Source organism: Terracoccus sp. 273MFTsu3.1 (genome assembly GCF_000383675.1).
In the GTDB taxonomy this organism is placed as follows: domain Bacteria; phylum Actinomycetota; class Actinomycetes; order Actinomycetales; family Dermatophilaceae; genus Terrabacter.
This window is the reverse complement of record NZ_KB911823.1, coordinates 465,241-479,304: the sequence shown is the minus strand read 5'-3', so window position 1 is coordinate 479,304 and position 14,064 is coordinate 465,241. Positions and strand designations below refer to the sequence as shown.

12 protein-coding genes are annotated in these 14,064 nt (G+C 70.9%); 2 read left to right on the top strand and 10 right to left on the bottom strand.

The genetic code is table 11. The annotated features are described in order from the left end of the window. From H283_RS25345 to H283_RS0115125, 3 genes are all read right to left on the bottom strand, one after another. On the bottom strand, positions 1–3,245 hold a 3,245-nt coding region (locus H283_RS25345), incomplete at its 3' end, for a PKD domain-containing protein (protein ID WP_196805992.1). Positions 3,246–3,463: 218 nt separating this feature from the next. Then, positions 3,464–4,342, bottom strand: a complete 879-nt coding sequence (locus H283_RS25340) for an endonuclease/exonuclease/phosphatase family protein (protein ID WP_020144372.1) — start codon at positions 4,340–4,342, stop codon at positions 3,464–3,466. Positions 4,343–4,479: 137 nt separating this feature from the next. Further along, positions 4,480–5,118 carry a hypothetical protein gene (locus H283_RS0115125; RefSeq protein ID WP_020144371.1) on the bottom strand — a complete coding sequence of 213 codons (639 nt, stop codon included), beginning with the start codon at positions 5,116–5,118 and terminating at the stop codon, positions 4,480–4,482. Positions 5,119–5,295: 177 nt separating this feature from the next. On the opposite strand from H283_RS0115125, the gene H283_RS0115120 reads away from it, so the two are divergent. Then, complete coding sequence (locus H283_RS0115120; RefSeq protein ID WP_156023213.1) at positions 5,296–5,619, top strand: hypothetical protein; 324 nt, start codon at positions 5,296–5,298, stop codon at positions 5,617–5,619. Positions 5,620–5,712: 93 nt separating this feature from the next. On the opposite strand, the gene H283_RS25335 is transcribed toward H283_RS0115120, so the two are convergent. From H283_RS25335 to H283_RS25315, 6 genes are all read right to left on the bottom strand, one after another. After that, positions 5,713–6,453: a GAF and ANTAR domain-containing protein gene (locus tag H283_RS25335; RefSeq protein WP_020144369.1), complete on the bottom strand. Its 741-nt coding sequence runs from the start codon at positions 6,451–6,453 to the stop codon at positions 5,713–5,715. 87 nt (positions 6,454–6,540) lie between these two features. Beyond that, on the bottom strand, positions 6,541–7,236 hold the full coding sequence (locus H283_RS25330) for a glycosyltransferase family 2 protein (protein WP_020144368.1): 696 nt from the start codon (positions 7,234–7,236) through the stop codon (positions 6,541–6,543). Positions 7,237–7,265: 29 nt separating this feature from the next. Then, positions 7,266–8,618 (bottom strand): bifunctional PIG-L family deacetylase/class I SAM-dependent methyltransferase, encoded by a 1,353-nt coding sequence (locus H283_RS0115105; RefSeq protein ID WP_020144367.1) that lies wholly within the window; start codon positions 8,616–8,618, stop codon positions 7,266–7,268. After that, positions 8,612–9,697: an acyl-CoA dehydrogenase family protein gene (locus tag H283_RS25325; RefSeq protein WP_020144366.1), complete on the bottom strand. Its 1,086-nt coding sequence runs from the start codon at positions 9,695–9,697 to the stop codon at positions 8,612–8,614. Before H283_RS25325 ends, H283_RS0115105 begins: the two co-directional genes overlap by 7 nt. Positions 9,698–9,832: 135 nt before the next feature. Continuing rightward, positions 9,833–11,311, bottom strand: a complete 1,479-nt coding sequence (locus H283_RS25320; RefSeq protein WP_020144365.1) for a glycoside hydrolase family 3 N-terminal domain-containing protein — start codon at positions 11,309–11,311, stop codon at positions 9,833–9,835. A gap of 183 nt (positions 11,312–11,494) precedes the next feature. Beyond that, the gene (locus tag H283_RS25315; protein WP_020144364.1) at positions 11,495–12,247 is read right to left on the bottom strand and encodes a GAF and ANTAR domain-containing protein; all 753 of its coding nucleotides are present in this window, start codon (positions 12,245–12,247) and stop codon (positions 11,495–11,497) included. Between the two features lie 355 nt (positions 12,248–12,602). Here H283_RS25315 and H283_RS0115085 point away from each other — a divergent pair, with 355 nt between their 5' ends. Then, entirely contained in the window at positions 12,603–13,304 is a 702-nt protein-coding gene (locus tag H283_RS0115085; protein ID WP_020144363.1) for an ANTAR domain-containing protein, read from the top strand. A 79-nt stretch (positions 13,305–13,383) separates the two neighbouring features. Here the strand turns inward: H283_RS0115085 and H283_RS0115080 are convergent, their stop codons facing one another. Further along, a complete protein-coding gene (locus H283_RS0115080) occupies positions 13,384–13,599 on the bottom strand; it encodes a hypothetical protein (RefSeq protein ID WP_156023212.1) in 216 nt (71 codons plus the stop codon). Positions 13,600–14,064: the final 465 nt, after the last annotated feature.

Genomic DNA, 14,064 nt, shown 5'->3' with positions numbered 1-14,064 from the left:
CTGGTGTTCCGGACCGTCAGCGTCACCAGGTACGACCCTGCTGCTGTGTAGGTGTGCGTGGCGGTCGGGCTGGCCTGGGCAGGCAGGACCGTCCCATCACCGAAGTCGAAGGCGTAGGTGAGGTTCTGGCCCTCCGGGTCGGTGGAGGCGGACGCGTCCGCGGTCACCGGTAGGGGCGCCGTGCCGCTGGTCGGGGTGACGCTCAACGATGCGGCGGGCGCCTGGACGCTCGAGGCCTTCGTCGCCGTGACCGTGCTGCTGGCTGTACTGGAGAGCCCGGTGGCACTCGACACCGTGACCGTGGCCGAGTAGGTGCCCTGGCTCTGGTACACGTGCGTCGCCGTGGGAGCGGTCTGAGCCGGCAGGACCGTCCCATCACCGAAGTCGAACGCATACGTCAGTGCCGCGCCCTGGGGGTCGTTGGAGGCGGACGCGTCCGCCGTCACCTGCAGGGGTGCAACCCCATCGGTCGGCGTGACGGAGAGCGTGGCGGTGGGCGGCAGGAGAGGCGGCGGTGGCGCGTTGACCGTGAGGGTCCCGCTGGCGGTGCCGGTGACACCAGAGGTGTTCCGCGCGGTGACCCTGACGGTGTAGACCCCGCTGTCGAGGTACGTGTGGCTGAAGGTCGGCTGCGCCTGGGGCGGCACCACGGTGCCGTCACCGAAGTCGAAGGCGTAGCTGAGGACCTGCCCCTGTGGGTCGACGGAGGCGCTGGCGTCTGCGGTCACCGCGAGCGGTGCGGTGCCCTGCGTCGGGGTGAGCTTCAGGTCGGCGACCGGTGGCTGGATGGGGACGGGCACGATGTCCGGTTGGAACTCGTAGGCGCCGAGGTCGTCATACAGGCGTGGTCCGGCTGCGAAGGCGTTGCTGACGTTGACGTCTCGCACCCGCGGGTAGCTCAGGATGTCGGTGGTCTGCTCACCCGGTACCCCGCTGTCCGCGCGGTCGATGGCGGGCGATCCCTCCTTGAGCTGGAGGTTCCACGAAGGCTTGTCGAGGAACTGGGGGTCGGCCTGTATGCCGGCGGCCTCCTGGCCGGATGCCGCCTTCATCGCGGTGAGCGAGCTGTACGTCGTTCCCCACGCGTACATCACTCCGGACTTGCTCAGGAAGACCAGGTTGTGATCGACCGACGTGGAGTTCTGGGCGCCGTCCCAGACGCCGATGTTGCCGGCGCGCCGAGCGCAGGCGATGCCCGAGTATGCCGGGTAGACGGCGTTGTCGACGGCAATGTTGTTCGCGATGCGATAGCTCCCCGACGTCGAGCCCTCGAGGTTGATCCCGCTCGTGCAGTTGTGGAAGACGGTGTTCCCGACGATCAGGCCCCCGGTCACATTGAGGTTGTCGATGCCGTGGTCGCCGTTGTTGTACGTGACGTTCAGGGTGACCAGGTTGTTGTTGGCTCCCGTGTAGAGCTGGACTCCGGTGTCCTCGTTGTCATGGGTGACGTTGCGGGTGATGGTGTTGCCCGGACTGGTGACGTTGATGCCGTTGGCGTTCCGCTGCCACCCCTGTGCGTTGTAGCTCGACTCGTTGCTGCTGATCGTGTTGCCGGTCGACGTGTTGGTCACGTAGATCCCGGTGTCGCTGTTGTGGGTCGTGTTGTTGTTGGACACCACCGAGTTGTTGGTGGCCCGGATGCTGATCCCGGGAGCCGTCGCCCCCTGTGCCTGCCGACCGGTGTTGGTCACGGTGTTTCCGGTGACGGTGATGTGGTCGCTCTTGGTGACATAGACCCCGTCGCCGGTCGTCGCCGTGAAGGTGAGGTTGGAGAGCGTGATGTAGCTCTTGCTCGAGATGTAGGCCCCGTTCGTGACACCGTTGCCGATGACAGGGCTGCGGCCCGGCCAGCTGGTGATCGTGACCGGGGCGCTCGCCGTGCCCGACACGGACGGCTTGATCGTCTCGGCGTAGCTGCCGTCTCCGATGTAGAGGGCGTTGCCGGGCTGCAGACGGGCAACCCCCTTGGTGACCGTGCAGAACGGGGCGTCCTTGGACCCGGGGCCGGAGTCGCTGCAGACCGGGCTCGTCCTGTCCACGTAGAAGTCGCTGGCCACCGGCAGGGCAGGCGGAGTGCCGATGACGAATTCGTCGATGACGCTTCCCGCACTGCACGTGAGGTCCTCACCCGGTGTGGACTGGTCGCAGATCGCCTGCAGCTTGATCCCGGTGTCGCCGACGTCGACCCGCAGGTGGGACAGGTGCATGGCGCGCATCGCGGTGCGCGCGTCCGAACTGGTCCACGGCTGCTCGAGTGAGGACGGTGCCCCCACCGTGACGTGCGTGACGCCCTGGATGGGCTGGAACCGCTCGTAGTCGTGCGAGTGGCCGTTGATGTTCAGCACGTACTTGCTGTACGCCTCGCCGAAGCCGCCCAGGATCGAGGCGATCTGCGTCTCGCCGGCGTGGTAGCCGGTCGAGTAGGCGGGTCGGTGACCATAGGTGACGATGTACTTGATGGTCGGGTCGTCCTGGGCCTGGCGCATCAGCGGGCCGGCCTTGGACTGCCAGTCGGTCCACGCACCGGTCCAGGGCTCCGGGTACGAGATGAACCGCACGGGACCGGCGTCGAACCACCCCCAGTCGTCGCCGCAGCACGAGATCGCCGGAGACCCGGGAGAGGCGGCAGCATTGGGCATCAGCAGGCGACCCTTGTAGTTGCGCAGGTCGTCTGAGCCGGGCACGTCGTACTCGTGGTTGCCCCAGGCCGGCATGTACGCGGCCCGCCCGCTCCAGCGCATCACGTCGTTGAAGTGCGTGTCGACGGCGCTCTGACCGCTGCTCCCGCTGTTGGCATACGTGAGGTCCCCGACCATGAGGACGAAGGACGGGTCGTCCGCGCTGATGTTGTCGAGGGTGGTCCCGAGCTTGCCGAAGTGCGCCGTGTCACCGACGTCCCCGATGGCATCGAACCGGTAGTTCGTCGTCGGCGGGGCGTGGAAGGTGTAGTCCGGGCCCCCGCCGATCGAGTAGTGGTACGTGCTGCCGGGACTGAGGCCCCCGATCTGCAGCTGCCAGAACGGGCCGGGCGACGACCACGGCATCCAGGTCGGCGTCACTCCGGTGGCGGTGTTTCCGTAGTCCGTCGTCGTGCCCCAGCGCACGTCGTTGGCCTGCCCGCGCCAGTCGATGGCCACCGAGGTCGAGCCCGTGAACGTGTAGTGCACCTCGTCCGACACGGTCGCGGCCCACGCGGCCACGGGACGGCCGCCGACGGCAAGCACCATCGCCGCGACCAGGCTCACCACAGCAGCGCGCAGAGCCAGGCGCGCACGGGTGGACGCCGGGCGCGAAAGCCGGGGTGATGACCACGGAGTCATGCTTGGAACGCTATGGACTCGACCCCCAGAGGTGCCCCTGCGGACGCCGGATCTGCCTCTACGGCTTTTGGATGACGCCGCACCCAATCCGACTCGGGTCGGTCGCTCGCGTCGGGTGAGAAGGGGAGGCGTTTCAGCCTGCGTCAGGAGCCCGAAAGGACGAGGTCGACCAGCAGGCCGGGGTGGTCGGTGGTGCCCTGCATGTCGATGACGGAGTGCGCACGCACCCCGACACCCGGACTGACCATGACGCTCTGAAGACCGCCGTCGTCGGTGCGTTGGTAGCCATCGGACAGGCACGCCTCGGGGCTGGGTGAACCGCGAGCCGCGAGGTTGAGGTCCGCGCCGACGATGATCGGGCCGGCACCGTTGCCTCGGCTGATCCTGGGCACCGCGGACTTCACCAGGAACCGGCACTGGTTCAGGGCGACCGTGGTGTCGGCGCTGCTGGCGTGCGTGGTGCAGGCGGTGAACCGGGTGGCCAGGGCGATGCAGACCCAGACGCGTTCCTCCGAGTCGTGCGGGTCCTGAACCGGGTAGACGCCGCTGTAGCTGCGGGAGCCGACGGCCGGGGGCGGGACCCCGGCCAGGACGCCGTTGCCGAACTCCTGGCCGTTCAGACAGCGGACCGGTGCATGGGTGTGGCGGTCCTTCGCGGACGTGAACGCCGAGGCGACCGCCTGCGGCGCGACGCCGGCAGACATCGCCTGCTCGAGGACGGGGAGGTCATCGCGGCACACCTCGTTGACGCTGACCATGTCCGGTCGGTGCTCGTGGATCAGCGCAACTGCCGTGCTGACGGCACGGCCGCCGGAGTAGCAGTCGGCACGTCCGCTGTTGCAGAGATTCATCTGCAGCACCCGCACCGTGCGGTCGAGCCGGCCGATGGTCGGCCGGCCCTGGTCGGTGGGGTCGCTCGCGGCGCGACCCGCGTCGCAGCCCGCGAGACAACCAGCGAAGAACACCACGACGCTCGTTGCGGCGACGGCCCACCGCGGGCTGCGGAGGTACCGAACGCGCATACCGACCATCGAACCCCGGAAGTCGCGCGGCGCGCAACGCAGGCTCGATCGCTTCGCAGCCGCCAGGTCGCTCGCGCTCGACCGCAAGATCCTCGCCGCCGAGCCCGCCAGCGGCGGCCCCGAGTACCGCCGCCTCGTCAGCGACTCTCGACGTACCAGGTCTCCTGGATCGTGCGGCGCATCGCCAGCCGCTGACGGGTCTGGGCGACGATGCCGATCAGGGCAAGGGCCAGCAGGGTCAGGTACCAGACCCAGCTGGTGTGGACCGTCTGCGTGAAGGTGCTCCGGGTGAAGTCGGCGGAGTCGATCGCCCCCACCAGCAGCATCAGCCCGGCGACGACGCTGACGGCCCCGGCGATCGAGCTGAGGACAGCCAGCACGATCATCGGCAGGTTCCCGATGACCGCCACGAGGCCGAGCAGCGCGCCGACGGCGATGCCCACCAGGACGGCAACCCAGTTCCAGTCGATGCCCAAAGCGACGACGAGTCCCGAACCGATCGCGAAGCCGAACGCAGCCATGGCGAGAACGACCGCCACCGCGAAGTAGAGGTACGCGAGGAGGGCGAAGACCAGGGCGCACACGAATCCTGCCACCCAACCGAGCACGGTGCCGAGGACGCGCTCATCAGCGAGCTTCGCGAAAAGCCCTGCCCCGAAAGCAAACCCGGCGAAGAAGCCCCAGATGGGGAGGACCAGGCGCAACGCCAGCTGTCCGGCGAAGAGCATGAAGCCGCCGGCAACGATCGCGAAGAGGCCAAGCATGATGTCTGCCATGCCCAACTGTAGGGCTCACGGAGTTCGGTGCGGACGTGAATGCGGCTCCTCGGGACCACGCGCAACCGCCGTGGTCTCGCTACTCTCGTGTGTACGCCGGATGGTCGGCCGCGGGGCCGGCGCTGGACTCGGACCCCACCGCGGCCCTGCGAATGGCGTCGGCTGAGGATCGGTGAGATGAGCGCAAGGAACACGCGGTCGATGACCTTCCGGGCGAGCGGCGGCGAGGCAGTCACGGCCCTCGAGGAGGCAGCGCGCCGTGCGGGGATGCAGCACCTCTCCTCGGACGCTGCGACCGGCATCTTCGTCTTCACCGCCGGGCGGATGGTGCTGTCGTTCGGAGAGAAGGTCACGGCCCGCATCCGTGAGGTCGCCCCGGGCACCGTCCAGGTGACGCTGTCCTCGAACCTCCAGTTCGGCCTCGGGAACATCGGGCGCAACGGCGCGAGCCGGGACCGCATGGGTGACGCCCTGGCGCAGCTCCTCCCCCCAGCCGCATAGGTGGACGTGACGCACCGGCGAGCGCGGGCGCAAGGCCTGCCCTGAAGCGCAGGGCCTGCCCTGACCTGCCTCGGCATTGAGGACGTGACGCGGTCACACCTCGGGCAGGGCTCCGGTCTCGAGGAGGTCGGTCGCCACCTGCGCGAGCTTGCGGTTGGTGTGCTGGCTCGTCTCGCGCAGCATCTGGAACGCCTCGTCGGGCAGGATGCGGTGACGCTCGACGAGGATGCCGATTGCCGCCCCGATGGTGCGGCTGTGCTCCAGGGCCGCCTGCAGCTGGGCAGCGCGGTCGTCGCTGCGGGCCGCCTCCACGGCGATGGCGGCGTGCTCGGCGACGAGGGCCGCTCGGGCGACCGACGACTCGTCGAACGCGTGGGGCCGGGCGCTGTAGAGGGTGAGCACGCCGACAGTCGCGTCGTGGAAGCGCAGGGGGACCGACAGCACGGCCCGGATGGGCGTGTGAGCGACGAGCTGTGCGGCGTATGCCGTGAACCTGCACTCGTGCGCGAGGTCGTCGCACCGCACGGTCTCGCCGGTCTCGAATGCAGCCAGGCCAGGGCTGTCGCCCGCCTCGGCCGCGGCCTCGGCCACTCTCTCCATGAGCGCATCGTCGGTCGAGTCGGCCAGTCGGGCCCGTTGCCGCGTGAAGTGCTCCGCGACGGCGACGGCCGCCCAGTCGCAGGGCACGAGGTCGACCGACCTCGAGGCGATCTCGTGGAGGGTGGGCAGCACTCCGGGTGCCTCGGCCAGGTCCCGGGCCAGACTCGTGACGACGGTTGCGGCGTCCAGACCGGAGACGTCGCCCACCGTCGTGTCGGGGCGGTGCGTGGTCATAGGTGCATGATGGCACCGCGTCGGCCCGATGAGGAGACACCGACGGGCCCAGCGTGGACTCGACCGGCCGCGTGTCGGGCCGGACTCTCAACCGGTGAGTGAACCCTGCGCAGCCAGCGCCCCGAGATAGTCCGCGAAGCCACCGGGCGTGCGTCCCTGCGTGCGGCCCGAGGTGCGCACGTGCACCGACGAGCTGGCGTGACAGGCGGCCCCGGACGCACGGACACGTTCGACGAGGCCCACGTCCTCGTGGACCGCGAGCGGCTCGAAGCCCCCGGCCGCCACGTAGGCAGAGAGCCGGACGCCGAGGTTGGCGCCGTGGACGTGCGGGTGGCCGTCACGCAGCTGGTGCAGGGCGTGCCACCGGGCGAGGGAGTCGGGGTCGAGCTCGTCGTCCGGTTGCACGGTGCCGGTCACGAGATCGAGGCCGGCGTCGGCGAGCATGACCTGCCGGACGAGCCAGTCGGCCGGGACCACGCAGTCCGCGTCCGTGCCGGCCAGCCAGTGACGACTGGTCTCCGGCTCGGCGACGTCGGCCGTCGCGACGGTGACGCCGTGGGCACGTGCGGCACCGACGCACCGACGGTCGACCTCGACGACGCTGACATCGCGGTGCCGGGCGGCGACCTCGCGTGAACGGTCGACGCAGGCGTCGAGGACGAGGACGACGCGAGCCTGGACGTCGGGTCGTGACCTATGCAGCTCTGCGACGGCGCTCTCGATGGAGGCGAGGGCGCGGGGAAGCAGGGCCTCCTCGTCGTTCGCCGGGACGATCACGTGCACGTGGGTCAAGGGAGGGGGGAGGGGGGCCGTCACCGCGAGCCCGCCCGGTGCGCCGTGGACGTCGACAGCACGTCGAGTCGGAAGTCGGCCTCGAGGTGCGTGGCCACCACGGGCAGGGCGGACGAGCCGGTCCACAGCTCGTGGACCCGCGGGCCGTCGAGCGGCCAGCCCCGCACGGGGTGGCGCCAGTGGCACAGCACGACCGCGCCGTCGTCCGAGAGGGAGGCATCGACCCGGCTCACGAGCCGACGCAGCCGCGCCGGGCTCAGGAAGTACCCGACCTCCGAGACGACGACGAGGTCGAACGGGCCCTCCGGCCAGTCCTCCGGGACGCTGCCGGACACGACCTCGACGTGCTCGAGCCCTCGCAGCGAGGAGCGCGCGGCCTCGACGGCAGCCTCGCTCTCGTCGACGACGACGAGACGGTCGCACCGGGTCGCGAGGTCCTCCGCGAGCGCCCCGACGGACCCACCGACCTCGAGCGCGCGGCCGTACCGTTCGCGCGGGAGGGCCGCGAGGGTGATGGCGCGCTTGCGCTGCTCGTACCAGCTCGTGCGCACCTGCCACGGGTCGTCGGACGAGTCGTGGAGCTCGTCGAGGCTGTCGTCGGTCGGCAGCTCCAGTCGGAGGAAGACCTCGAGGGGCCGGGCGAAGTGGGCGAGCATGTCCTCGTGGAGGACGGCCTCGTCCCCGGGCTCGCCGGAGACCGGAGCCACCTGGGTGCGGTGCAGCGCGACAGCCTCCTGCTTCGCCGCTCGCACGTCGGCGTCGAGGGCCAGGCCGTGGAGGTCCGACCACGGGGCGCGTTCCGGCTCGCACCAGTGCCACAGCCACAGGGGGTACTCCCACAACACCGCGTCTGTACGCCGGCAGGCCACGCCCGCGGCCCGCCCGGCCGCGTCGTGGTCGGCATGGCCGTCGTACCGCCATGGGGCGACGACGACGGTGTCACCGCCGCGCTCGCCGACGACGTCGACGAGGCCCGCGACGGTCTCGGCGGGGCAGTCCGCCAGGCGGCCGTCCGGCAGCCCGAGCCGCTCGATCGTCGCGGACGGCGCGAGCCGAGCCAGCGCCGCGCGGGACTCCTCGACCCGGAGCGTGGCCAGGTCGCGGCTGGACAGGGTGGGGGAAGCGGGATGCGAGGCCTCACCGTCGGTGAGCAGCACGACCGTCACCTCGAGTCCGGCTCGTGCTGCGAGAACGATGAGCCCTCCCGCCGCGAGCGTCTCGTCGTCGGGGTGCGCAGCGACGACGACGAGACGACCGCACCCGGAGAGCAGTGCGTCCGCGGGCCCGAGGTCGGCCCACTCGGGTCGCTCGCGCCACCGGGTCTCCGCCGTGCCCGGCTCGGAGTGCGTGAAGGCCCGCGCGCGGGTCACCACGGTGGCCGCTCCGTGCCGTTGCCGCCGTCGAGCACGTGACGCTCGAGGACCTGTCGACCGAGGGCAGCCTCGTCGCGCTCGGCATGCTCCTGCCGCAGGTAGAGCTGCAGGTCCGCGACGCGCGCGGCGTGGTCGTCGTCGAGGGCCAGGGGTGCCGGTCCGGTCGCGTGGCCGACGCGCTCGACCACGGACTCCGCGGCTCGGGCCACGACGTGCCGGACCCGCAGGGCGAGCAGGCCGCCGTCCTCACCCGTCGCGCGTCCGTCGTCGACCCGGGCCGCGGCGTCGTCGAGGCACGCGCGGGCCGCCCACAGGTCGGCGTCGACGGCCCCCACGTGCATCTGCGCGATCTGGTCGGGCTCGCGACCCCGGCGCAGCAGGCGGCGGGCGACTCCCACCGCGCCGCCGTACCAGACGGCCGCCACGCCCATGCCACCCCAGGCGAACCCGGGCCGCTCGAGGTACCAACCCGTCGGACCGACGGGGACCGCCTCGGCGCCGTCGAAGTCGACCGGGCCGCTGGGCACGGCGGTCAGACCCCGGGCGAACCAGGCCGAGGGCTGGACGGTCACGCCGTTCGACGAACCCAGGCGGACGGCATACAACCGCCGGGTGGTGTCGCTGTCCCAGGCGGTGACGAGGGCGTGCGACAGCGATCCGGCCAGGGAGCACCACGGCTTGGTGCCGTGCAGCCTCACGGCGCCCGCGGCTCTGGCCGAGTCGTCGCGCGCCTCGAGCCGGACACCGGGGCCCTCCGCGGCGAAGACTCCCCACGAGGCACCGTCGGGCACGCCCGATGGGACCGGGTGGCCCACGGAGCGCGCCTCCGCGAGGATCGCCAAGGCGTCGAGGTGGGGTTCGAGGGTGCGGGCCGCCGTCAGGTCGACGGCCGCGACGGAGGCCAGCGACTCCCAGAGGGTGCGGGTCGAACCCGTGCCGGGCCGCGGGAAGTCGTCGGGCCGCGAACGCACGAGGTCGGTCGACGCCACGGGGTCGCTCCCGTCCTGGAGCCGGACCCGGAGCTCGTCGACGAGGGCTTCGAGCCGCGACGACGGTGTCGAGTCAGCGGTCAGCCGCACCGCCCCTGTCACCGGACGTACCGGGGAGTGCGGTGGGCGGCACGGGCAGCGGGTCGGCTCACGGGGGGCACATACCCAGCGATGACACCGGGCCTCGCGGGCTACCCCGAGGTTCCGCGATCTGCCGGTCGGCCCTCAGAGCTGCGTGTCGAGGTACCGCTGCAGTCCGGCGACGGTCCGGGCGTTCCACGTCGCCGCCCCGTCGAGGTACAGGCCGAGATAGCCCTGTAGGGCCGCCATCGAGCGCGGTCCCCAGACGCCGACGACAGGCGCGCCGACCCGGGCCTGGAGGGCGCGGATCGTCGCGCTGTCGAAGACTCCGGTCTGGGCGATGCCGAGCCAGCGCTGCAGGGCCGTCTTCGTCAGAGGCCCGAAGTAGCCCGTGACCGGGAGCCGTGGAGCGAGCAGGCCGTACTGCGCCTTGACCGTCAGCACGCGCATGACCGCTGTCTGGACGCGACCGCGGAACACGCTGTCGGAGGCGGCTCGGGCGGTCACGGCAGCGACCATCGCCGGGACGACGGAGGGGTTGCCGGTCAGCACGACGTCACCGCCGGCGTTGATGAACCCGACGGCACGGGCCCCGGGCGACCAGGCGGCCACCTGCTTGGCGTTTCCCAGGTCGTCGCTGATGACGACGCCCGTGAAACCCAGGTCGCCGCGGATCATGGCGCGGATCACCGTGGGGGAGAAGACCGCCGGGTGGGACGCGTCGATGCGGGAGTAGTAGGCCGACGACACCATGAGCAGGTGCGCACCGGCGCTGATCGCGGCTCGGAACGGCGTGATGTCGGTGGACGTGCGGGTCGTCACCGTGTCGGTCACCCCCGCTGTCGTGTCGGTGTTTCCGGTCACCCGACCGAGTCCGGGGAAGTGCTTGGCCGTCATGGCGAGACCGGATGCTCGCATCCCCTTGAGGAAGGTCGTGCCCTTGTCGGCGACGACGGACGGGGTGTACCCGTACTCCCGCTGGTAGAAGCCGATCGGCTTGTTGAGGCTCGCGAAGCTCTTCGCGACAGTGTCCATCACCGGTGCGAGGTCGACGTCGACGCCCGAGCGCATCACCTGAGTGCCCCACGTCCGGGCGGATGCCGTGAGCGACGTGTCCGTCCACGTGCCCTGCGTCAGGGCGGTCGGCATGCGCGAGAAGCCCGGCCCCTGGAGGACCTGCACGAATCCGCCCTCCTGGTCTGCGGCGATGAACAGCGGCACCCCGGCCGTCGCCGCGCTCGACGTCAAGGTCTCGGCTCGACCCGTGAGGTACCGCACGGGCGGAGCGCCCGCGGTGGTGCGGCCCATGAGGATGAGGTTGCCGACGTGGTACCTGCTGATCGCCGTCGTCGTGGCCGAACCCAGACCGGTCACGGCACCGCCGACCATGAAGAGCTGCCCGACCCTCTGTGCCGTCGTCATCCGGTTGTAGGCCGCCCGGGCCTGGTCGACCGGGCTCACGGTGGCGGCGACCGTGTCGGCGGGCACGACGAGTGGCTCGGCCGTGCCTGCCGGACCGGCGCCGACGAGCGTCGCGGCCGGAAGGGCGAGCGCAACGACGGTGACAGGAGCCAGGGCGGCGACGGCATACGCCGCGGGCGAACGTCGCGGGAAGGGACGCATGGCGATCCACCTACCATTCAAAGGAACTCAGCGCGACGCGCTCTCAGTGTAGGCCTCTGCGCCCAGCGCGGACGAGAGCCGCTCGACGGTGGATGACGCCGTCGTCCGAGGACAGGGGAGAGCTGCCGGGTTGACCACGACGACTCGGAGACCGCCGGGACACCGTGCGCCTCGGCGCAGCCGCTACGCACCTCCCGCGGCACCGCTGTGCGGCGTCACGTCCACGGTGCCGGTGTCGATGACGCCGAGGGCGATCTCGTGCAGCTTGCGGTTGCTGTTCTGGCTCGCGATGCGCAACAGGTCGAACGCCTGGTCACGGGTGACCTTGTGCTGGGCGACGAGGACACCGATCGCGGTCCCGATGTCGCGGTTGGACGCCAGGGCCTGTTCGAGGTTCAGGGCGCGACTGCGGAAGTGTGCGGCGGTGACGGCCTGGGCGGCGTGCGTGGTGAGCAGCAGACCCTCGGCGAGGTCATGGTCGTCGAAGGCGGCCGGCTGCACGGCATAGAAGTTCAGGCCGGCGATGACTCCGGTGGACTCGAGGTTCATCCGGAAGGACAACATGCTGTGCAGTCCGAGCTCTGCCACCACCCTCGCCCCGTACTCGGGCCAGCGGGGGTCGTCCGCAAGGTCCTCGGGCTGGTAGACGGTGCGGTCCACGATGGCGTCGACGCAGGGGCCGGACCCGATCTCGTACTGGAGGCTGTCGGCTCTGCGTGCCACGTCGTTCGTCGCGGCGGCGGTGACGAAGCGACCGTGCCTCAGGGTGGTGATGCTGGCAGCGTCGGCATGTGGCACCCGTGCCAGCGCCAGGCCGGCCACCGCGGCGAAGGCATCGGCTTCGTCGGACTGCGCCAGCTGCTCCGCCAGCCTCTGGTAGTCCGCGGCCACCTCTCGGAGGTGGGCGGACCGGCGTTCGGTCGTGGTCTCGTTCATGGCGACTTCCTGTCAGTCTCTCGGCAACGACGTCGACGGCGGCGCTGTCCGTCTCGGCGGCAGACGCACGGAGGCGGACGCACAGAGGCCGTCGACGTCCACCCCGCCCGTACCCACCCCGACGTCCGTCGATCCAGGCGTCACGGCAGTGACCTCCCTGTCGCGGGTGGTGGCCGCGGTCTCGACGCAGCGACCGTCGACGCCCGTGGCAGACGGGGCGCCATCCAGACCCCATCGCGGACGTTTGAGGCGCGTGGACGGTGGGCAGGTGTCGGTCAGGAGAGTTCGAACGATGACGGGCGGTCCACCCGCCGGCGCGCGTGGGCCACCGACATAGAGGAGATGACGATCGTCGATGGAACCCATACCTGAGACGGATGAGGCGCTGGCGGAGCTCGAACGCTTCGGTGACACCGCGCTCCGCGAGGAGCTGGCACAGCTGACGGCCGAGGCGAAGAGACAGGTCCCGACCCTGGTCGGCGTGAGCCTGACCCTGCTGGCCGAGGAACTGGTGCTCACGTACGTCGCCACGGGTCGCGAGATCGCCGTGATGGACGCGGTCCAGTACGTCGACGGCGGACCGTGCATCGAGGCGGTCGACACGGACCGGACCGTGGCGACCGATGCCGAGGGGCTCCTCGACGAGGCCCGGTGGCAGCTCTTCGCGCAGACCACGGCTGCCGCCGGAGTGCGGAGCACGCTGTCGATACCCTTCGGACGCAAGGGCGTCGTGACCGGAGGGGTCAATCTCTACGGGGGTGCGTCGACCTCCTTCCAGGGGGCCGAGTCCGAGCTCGCCAGGCTCTTCGGAGCCTGGGCGCCCGACGCGGTCTCCAACGCCGATCTCTCGTTCTCGACCCGGCTCGAGGCCGTCCAGGGACCAGCGAGGCTGAAGGGACAGGCCTACGTCGACGAGGCCATCGGCCTGCTCGTGAGCGCCCGCGACCTCGACCCCGACGCGGCCGAGGAGAGGCTGGTCAGGGCGGCTGCACAGGCGGGGACCAGCGTGGCCGCGCTGGCGCGGGCGCTCGTCCACGCCTTCGCCGCAGAGTCGTGACGAGTTCCCGACAGGTCACCCGGACACGAACGCCACCGTCCCGTAGCCGTACCCGTGGATGGGTGCGCCACCGGCGGGGTCAGCGCCCGGAGTCCTCGAGGTCTCGCAGGTCGACGGGCTCCGCACCTGCGGCGTGACGTCGGGCGAGCTCTGCGGTGACGTACCGCTCCCGCCGCTCGAGCTCGGCCCGTCGATGCACCTGCCCCGGAAGCACCCGGCCTCCCTGGCCGATGAGCTCGGAGTTGGCTCGGTCCTGCAGTCGGGCGAGCTCGGCCACGAGCTCCCGCACGGACATGGCAGCCATCTCCTGGCGAAGCTCGTGGGAGGGCTGCTTGACTGCCGACGGGGCCGCACGGTGGCCGGTCGGTCGCTGCGAAGACGGTGTTGCGGTCATGGTTCCTTCTCGGGGGTTCTCGGGGCTCTCGGCGATCGTCACTGCTGCTCACGCGGCGTGCGCGCACTGGGAGCACGTGCAGTCCTCGCAGCGGCACGTGTCGCAGGTGCAGCCGTCGGGACAGTTGTCACAGTCGCACGGGGCACTGGCGTCCGTCTGGATCGGGACCGGGGGAATCTGACCACTCATGTCGGCTCCTGGGTGTGCGGAGGTCGGGGCGTGCCCGGGGACAGCTGTCCCGTACCCCGAGGCCCTGGATGTACGCCTCACCGGCTGCCGCCGGGTCGTGAGTGGCCGGGCCGTGATCGGCGGCTGGCAAGCGAGGTGAGTCGTACGTGCGGTGCCCGCCAGAACCTCGTCCCACCC

Excerpts from the sequence above, each read along its gene's own strand:
- H283_RS25340 (WP_020144372.1), bottom strand. The coding sequence starts at position 4,342 with ATGCGCGTTCGGTACCTCCGCAGCCCGCGGTGGGCCGTCGCCGCAACG.
- H283_RS0115125 (WP_020144371.1), bottom strand. The coding sequence starts at position 5,118 with ATGGCAGACATCATGCTTGGCCTCTTCGCGATCGTTGCCGGCGGCTTC.
- H283_RS0115120 (WP_156023213.1), top strand. The coding sequence starts at position 5,296 with ATGAGCGCAAGGAACACGCGGTCGATGACCTTCCGGGCGAGCGGCGGC.
- H283_RS25335 (WP_020144369.1), bottom strand. The coding sequence starts at position 6,453 with ATGACCACGCACCGCCCCGACACGACGGTGGGCGACGTCTCCGGTCTG.
- H283_RS25320 (WP_020144365.1), bottom strand. The coding sequence starts at position 11,311 with ATGCGTCCCTTCCCGCGACGTTCGCCCGCGGCGTATGCCGTCGCCGCC.
- H283_RS25315 (WP_020144364.1), bottom strand. The coding sequence starts at position 12,247 with ATGAACGAGACCACGACCGAACGCCGGTCCGCCCACCTCCGAGAGGTG.
- H283_RS0115085 (WP_020144363.1), top strand. The coding sequence starts at position 12,603 with ATGGAACCCATACCTGAGACGGATGAGGCGCTGGCGGAGCTCGAACGC.
- H283_RS0115080 (WP_156023212.1), bottom strand. The coding sequence starts at position 13,599 with ATGTCCGTGCGGGAGCTCGTGGCCGAGCTCGCCCGACTGCAGGACCGA.